The sequence below is a fragment of the Rhizobium sp. 01N447_2 genome, assembly GCF_056399245.1.
The window spans coordinates 1-6,419 of the sequence record NZ_JBFTQY010000138.1; the positions used below are offsets into that span (position 1 = coordinate 1).

9 protein-coding genes and 1 pseudogene are annotated in these 6,419 nt (G+C 58.2%); 6 read left to right on the forward strand and 4 right to left on the reverse strand.

The genetic code is table 11. The features are described from left to right. Positions 1-246: 246 nt before the first annotated feature. From AC1ECN_RS37885 to AC1ECN_RS37900, 4 genes and pseudogenes are all read left to right on the forward strand, one after another. Positions 247-1,074, forward strand: coding sequence for a hypothetical protein (locus tag AC1ECN_RS37885; RefSeq protein WP_018072963.1), 828 nt, complete (start codon positions 247-249; stop codon positions 1,072-1,074). Further along, positions 1,071-1,715, forward strand: coding sequence for an RES family NAD+ phosphorylase (locus AC1ECN_RS37890; protein ID WP_130658038.1), 645 nt, complete (start codon positions 1,071-1,073; stop codon positions 1,713-1,715). The genes AC1ECN_RS37885 and AC1ECN_RS37890 overlap by 4 nt, the downstream gene beginning before the upstream one ends. A gap of 230 nt (positions 1,716-1,945) precedes the next feature. After that, positions 1,946-2,209, forward strand: a complete 264-nt coding sequence (locus tag AC1ECN_RS37895; protein ID WP_011649410.1) for a hypothetical protein — start codon at positions 1,946-1,948, stop codon at positions 2,207-2,209. A 44-nt stretch (positions 2,210-2,253) separates the two neighbouring features. Further along, a pseudogene (locus AC1ECN_RS37900) lies at positions 2,254-2,520 on the forward strand (cyclase); the annotation flags it as partial. Positions 2,521-2,649: 129 nt separating this feature from the next. Here AC1ECN_RS37900 and AC1ECN_RS37905 read toward each other — a convergent pair. From AC1ECN_RS37905 to AC1ECN_RS37920, 4 genes are all read right to left on the reverse strand, one after another. Beyond that, positions 2,650-3,069: an HD domain-containing protein gene (locus tag AC1ECN_RS37905; protein WP_029767294.1), complete on the reverse strand. Its 420-nt coding sequence runs from the start codon at positions 3,067-3,069 to the stop codon at positions 2,650-2,652. A 5-nt stretch (positions 3,070-3,074) separates the two neighbouring features. Beyond that, the gene (locus AC1ECN_RS37910) at positions 3,075-3,401 is read right to left on the reverse strand and encodes a DUF2934 domain-containing protein (RefSeq protein WP_130697309.1); all 327 of its coding nucleotides are present in this window, start codon (positions 3,399-3,401) and stop codon (positions 3,075-3,077) included. A gap of 46 nt (positions 3,402-3,447) precedes the next feature. Continuing rightward, entirely contained in the window at positions 3,448-3,804 is a 357-nt protein-coding gene (locus AC1ECN_RS37915) for a hypothetical protein (protein ID WP_018072958.1), read from the reverse strand. 100 nt (positions 3,805-3,904) lie between these two features. Next, complete coding sequence (locus tag AC1ECN_RS37920; RefSeq protein ID WP_018072957.1) at positions 3,905-4,195, reverse strand: hypothetical protein; 291 nt, start codon at positions 4,193-4,195, stop codon at positions 3,905-3,907. A 346-nt stretch (positions 4,196-4,541) separates the two neighbouring features. On the opposite strand from AC1ECN_RS37920, the gene AC1ECN_RS37925 reads away from it, so the two are divergent. After that, positions 4,542-4,856, forward strand: a complete 315-nt coding sequence (locus AC1ECN_RS37925; RefSeq protein WP_017991466.1) for a co-chaperone GroES — start codon at positions 4,542-4,544, stop codon at positions 4,854-4,856. Between the two features lie 152 nt (positions 4,857-5,008). Further along, a partial coding sequence (gene groL / locus AC1ECN_RS37930) for a chaperonin GroEL (protein ID WP_477955956.1) occupies positions 5,009-6,419 on the forward strand: 1,411 nt, incomplete at its 3' end.

Here is a 6,419-nt window from a genome sequence, read left to right on the forward strand (position 1 = left end):
GCATAAGCCTTGAGATCAAATGGTCGGCGTTCGATCATTCTAAACCTTTGTCGTCTCACGCGCCGAGGCGTATCCGATCGTCAAATTGGTGCGACAACCGATATTGGGAAGTCAAATCGATCCTACCATCAAATCTGTCCACTGGCGCATATGCGAGGCTATGGTCATCCTGACACTCCCATTGCAATCGACTTTGCATGAATTAAGTGATATTGAGATGTTCATCACTAATCTCACGTGGCCGAAATGACCGAAGCTCTCTTTTCCGAATTTCTCATGATTGATCGGTCGTCCGCCAACGACGGGCGAACCGTGCCATTGGCTGGCCACCGGCGCAAAGGCGTTGCTCCAGAACGGACCTCGGATGAAAACGCTCTGCGTGATGCGTTCGCGGATGCCTTCCTGCAGACCCTGACGAAGTTCGCCGTCGATCGATCTGCTTTTCCTGAGAACGCGGACCCCGAACTCGCGAAGCTCGCCAGGGCGATTGCAAATGTTGCGGTCGGGGATTCCGTGGTAATCCGCTTGAAACCCGATCTGCCGGAAGGACATCGCAGATCCGTCAAGACCTTCTTCCAGACGATGGTCCGCGTCAGCGGCTCGCTGGAAGAAAGCCGCCTGGAAGATGCGATCAACAAGCTCGCGGATGTTATCCTGCCTGATGAGCTTGGCGAGGCGCGCGGCGTGCTCGCAGCGGACAATCTGGAGGTCAGGGATCGCTTCATCGCTGAGGTGCCGCAGCTCACCAGCGCGGAGATCGGAAACCGCGCCGGCTCAAGCGCGAGAAACCTGTACGCGACTGCGGCGCGCTGGAAGAAAGCCGGCGACATTTTCTCAGTACATCATCGCGGCACCGAATATTTTCCGGCGTTTCAGCTCCGGGACGGACGGCCGCATCCTGCGATCAAGAAGGCGCTTGTGGCGCTTCCGGAAAACCTGTCTCCATGGCAGCGCGCATTCTGGTTCGTTTCAACGAACGGCTGGCTGGACGACAAGGCGCCCATGGATGCGCTTGACGATATCGACGCGGTGGCTGCTGCCGCGGCCCGTGAACGGCAAGAGGTCATTGGGTGAGCCACCCTCCTCTGCCATGCCCGCCGTCTCCTTTTCCAACGATCAACATCCGGACGATCAAGGCGGGTACGGCGCTTCATCGGACCCATCTGTCTTCGTTCCGGGCAGGGCAATTCAATCCCTGCAAGGGACAGCCGACGCGCTTTGCGCCGTTCAACGACGCGCACGGCAATTGTGTCGCAACGCTCTATGCGGCAACGAGCAGAGAGGCGGCCGCCTTCGAGTCGATCTTTCACGACATCGAACCGGCCGCCGCTTTCAAGACCGTCCGGCTAGCCGTTGTCGAAGCGCGGACGGTGAGCGTCATCGCGCCAAAGCGTGATCTACGGTTGGCAAGCCTTTTCGCACCCGATTTGAAAGCCTGGAAACTCAGTCGAACCGATCTCATCGAAACGCCGAAGTCGACATATGGCGAGACCGTCCTGTGGGCCGAAGCCATTCATCGGGCGCGCGCAGACATTGACGGGTTGATCTGGACGTCCCGCCAGTGCGACCCCGAACAATGCATGATCCTGTTCGAGGATCGCATGACAGAGGATCGGCTCGACGTCGTTCAATCCATTGACGCCGGTACGGATGTTGGTCTCCTTCTCGAGCTGCGGGACTACGGGCGCCGTGCGGGCATAACGATCATATCTTAGCGCCAATGACGCTCGCTGACTCCGGAACCGTCACCAAAGCTATTCTCAAAAACCAATGCGCGCTCAACGCGGTCGTCGCATAATATTTTCGAATTACTCCATAATTATATTTATATCTTCAACTAATGAATAAGAAAAACCCACTCTTCGCAACATTGCTGTAATGAAATCCGGCAAAGCGCAGCAGCATACTCAGCCTTCAGTTTCCGAGATCTTGAGAGGAGACCGCAATGCCCACCATAATGATCTATCACGACGTCAAAGACACGAAACACTGGCTCGCTTCGCCCATCCGCAAACAGGTATTGGAACCCGTCGGCGTGACGAACATTCGCACGTTCACAGACCCTCAAACGTCCAACCGCGTCGGCTTGGTCATGGACGTTGCAGATATGGAAAAGTTGATGGCCTTCATGCAGACCAAGGCAGCGGCCGATGCGATGGCGAGTGACGGTGTCTTGCCCGAGACCATGACGTTCCTCGTGCAATCGTAACACGCGTCTCAACCAAACTTGGAAATGCAACGCGGGAGGATGATATGACGACATTATTCGTGAGGCACGAGGTCTCCGACTACGCCACTTGGCGCAAGACGTATGATGCGTTTCATCAGGTGCAGAAGGCCAACGGGGTGACGGCGCAAGCCGTTTATCGCGCCATCGACAATCCGAACGATATTACCGTCACCCACGAGTTCGCCACGCTTGAAGCGGCGCAGGCATTCAGCAAGTTGGACGAGCTGAAGACGGCGATGCGCACGGGAGGCGTGCTCGGCGCGCCGACAGTGTGGTTTACCAACAAAGCATKAGATAGGCCAAAACGGCCTCCGCCGCGGTGCAACGGAGGCCGCCGGCTCTCAATGCATGACATGGAGGCGGGTAGTGGACGCTTGCCAGATTGCCGACCTTGATGGCAGTTGCCGGCGAACGTAAAATTATGACCCGCTCGTTATGTCGCGCAGGAGATCCAGGCCGCGTTGGTATTTTTCCGTTTTCTTGCCGGCCTGTTCGGCCTGCCGGAGATTGTCTTCGAGATCGGCCCGCTTGACGGGCAAGGACAACGGGTTTGATGCCGCACGTCTGACGAAGTCGTCGTCCGGCTCGTCCGGCCGCCGTGTCAGAGCATTCACCGCCGAGATGATCGCCGGCGGAAAGCCTTCTTCCCTCAGCCTGTCGAGCGTCCAGCCGCTTCCCTTTTCGACAACGTCATGAAGGTAGGCGACCGTTCGCGTCTCGTCACCAGAAACCAGAAGGGCTACCCGCTGGCAGTGCTCGAAGAACGGCCGGCCGGTTTTGTCCGCCTTACCTTCATGGGCTGTAAGAGCGATCTGGATGGCATGGTCGAGATGCTGCATGGCGATCACGACCCCTCTGTCTTCCTGATCTTCCGTCGGGAAGGCTTTTCGCCCGTCGTCATCTCGATGTCAGGGACGGGGGCCATCGCGGCCTGGACAGGCCTCGCTCGTGGGCGATCGAGATCGCCGCTCTCACCGGCGCCTTGAAGCAGTGCTGCATCATCCCTGTCGTCTTCATCAAGCAGGTTCTGCAGCGTCTCATTCTCATCCTCGCCGGCCAGTTCGTCACAGGCTTGAAGCCAGTGGCGCTGATCGGCGCCGTCCGGGCGGCCCTCGGCCTCCCAGATTTCGTAGGCACGGCGACGGATCTGCTCGTGCTTGTCTATAGCCATGATCGCCTCCAAGCGCATTTCATCCGAAGAACGAGCCCAGCCGCTTTCACGGCGTGTTGATGGTTGGAAGAAAATCCTCCACCTGTTTGCGCTTATCCTTCGAAAGCGTCTCCACCCGTTCCTTCCAGAACCGCTCAGCCTCGGGTGGATCCTCATCCCATTGGCGAACATCGGTGATGTTGTCGTCGATCATGGACCGACGGTGGCCGCCGAGGCTGAGATATTCTTTCGCAAGCTTCAGGCTTGGGTTTTCAGTGTCGCTATCGCGGCCTGATGTCGAACTCGCGTTGCGCCGGGCATTTTCCAATGCCCTTTTACGATCGGTCTCGGCTCGCTCCGTATCGGCGGAACGCGCGTCATCTGTCCCGCTCTCGGGCGGCACGTTTAATCTGGAAGTCACCATGGATCACCTCTCGATGTTGTGATCCACTAACCTTTGCAAGCAGTGAGAGTTCCGCGTGGGTGGAGATTGATTTGAGCGAGCGCCCCGCACCGCCCGGCAATCAATGAACGGCCATACTCACCATTCGATAGGGGTGCACGGCTTCGAATTGCGAGATCATCGCCGTCGCCTGCTGAAATACGAGCTCGGCATTTTCCGGATCATCACGGGCGAGTTCATCGGCGTTGACGCGGATCGTTTCGGCCATATTGTTGGAAAGTGCGGCAAACTGCGTGTTGCCTTCGACATAGGCCTCGCGAGCCGTCTCCTCCAGCGTACGAGCGATATCGACGAGGATTTCCTCGCGTTCCTCGATACTGAGGTCTTTGATGATATTGGTCTTCTCTTCCATGTCACTCACTCCAAAAAGACGTGGGACGATGACCGAGCTTGAACAAGCCTCGATCATCAAAGAGTTGGGAATGCCGAAATCCGGATTCAAGCCTCAATCCTGCTGGAACTCGCCTCCGGCACCACGCCGTCGCCTTCGTTATTCGAACGCGGGAGGCGATTTTCTGTTCCCTGCCGGGCGTTAGCACTCACGAGCAGGGAGTGCCAATTTTTCTTCCATCACCTCTTGAATTGYAAAACCATCGAACCAAATCATTCTCGCAAGGCTCGCGCGCGAGCACCCGCCCGGATTGGTCATCCGGTCCGGCTAAGGACAACGTCATCACTGTTTATCGATGGAGGAAGACATGTCGTTCCGACCGCTTCATGACCGCATTCTCGTCCGCCGGGTCGATTCAGAGGAAAAGACCAAGGGCGGCATCATCATTCCCGACACTGCCAAGGAAAAGCCGCAGGAAGGCGAGGTCATCGCCGTCGGCCCCGGCGCACGCAACGACGCCGGCCAGATCCAGGCACTCGACGTCAAGCCCGGCGATCGCATCCTGTTCGGAAAATGGTCCGGCACCGAGATCAAGATCAATGGCGAGGATCTGCTGATCATGAAGGAAAGCGACGTGATGGGCATCATCGAAACCCAGGGCGAAAAGAAGCAGGCCGCATGAGATCCCTGCTGACATCCGTCCACGCTGGAGCGCTTCAGCTTTTCATGGAAACGCAGAACCGCTCCAACATTTTATTTCTGACGCAATTCCGAACGGAAAACCCCTTCGTACTTTCCTGGAATTGCTCTGGCTGCCTATGAAGGAGTGAGGACATGGCTGCTAAAGAAATCAAATTCAGCACCGAAGCCCGCGAGAAGATGTTGCGTGGTGTCGACATCCTGGCCAACGCCGTGAAAGCGACCCTCGGCCCGAAAGGCCGCAACGTCGTGATCGAAAGATCCTTCGGCGCCCCGCGCATCACCAAGGACGGCGTTTCGGTCGCCAAGGAAATCGAACTCGAAGACAAGTTCGAAAACATGGGCGCCCAGATGGTCCGCGAAGTTGCTTCGAAGACCAGCGACGTCGCCGGCGACGGCACCACGACGGCAACGGTGCTGGCCCAGGCAATCGTCAAGGAGGGCGCCAAGGCCGTGACTTCGGGCATGAACCCGATGGACCTGAAACGCGGCATCGATCTTGCGGTCGCCGCCATCGTCGCGGAACTGAAGGCCAACGCCCGCAAGATCTCCAACAATTCCGAAATCGCCCAGGTCGGCACAATCTCCGCCAATGGCGATGCCGAAATCGGCCACTTTTTGGCGGAAGCCATGGAAAAGGTCGGCAATGATGGCGTGATCACCGTCGAAGAAGCAAAGACTGCGGAGACCGAACTCGAAGTCGTCGAAGGCATGCAGTTCGATCGCGGCTATCTCAGCCCCTACTTCGTCACCAATGCCGACAAGATGCGGGTCGAGTTCGAAGACCCGTATATTCTCATCCATGAGAAGAAGCTGTCAAACCTGCAATCGATGCTGCCGGTGCTCGAAGCCGTCGTCCAATCCAGCAAGCCGCTCCTCATCATCGCTGAAGATGTCGAAGGCGAAGCTCTCGCAACGCTCGTCGTCAACAAGCTGCGCGGCGGCCTGAAGATTGCTGCCGTCAAGGCGCCGGGCTTCGGCGACCGCCGCAAGGCCATGCTCGAAGACATCGCGATCCTGACCGCCGGCACCGTCATCTCCGAAGATCTCGGCATCAAGCTCGAATCCGTCACGCTCGACATGCTCGGCCGTGCCAAGAAGGTCTCGATCGAGAAGGAAAACACCACGATCGTCGATGGGTCAGGCGCCAAGTCCGACATCCAAGGTCGTGTGGCCCAGATCAGGGCTCAGATCGAAGAAACCACCTCCGACTATGACCGAGAGAAGCTGCAGGAGCGCCTTGCCAAGCTCGCTGGCGGCGTTGCCGTCATCCGCGTCGGCGGCTCGACGGAAGTTGAGGTGAAGGAAAAGAAGGATCGCGTCGACGACGCGCTTCATGCCACCCGTGCTGCGGTCGAGGAAGGCATCCTGCCGGGCGGCGGCGTGGCGCTGCTGCGCGCCGTCAAGGCGCTCGACAATATCAAGACCGCCAATGGCGACCAGCGCGTCGGTGTCGACATCGTTCGCCGCGCGGTCGAGGCGCCGGCTCGCCAGATCGCCGAGAACGCCGGCGCAGAAGGTTCGATCATCGTCGGCAAGCTACGCG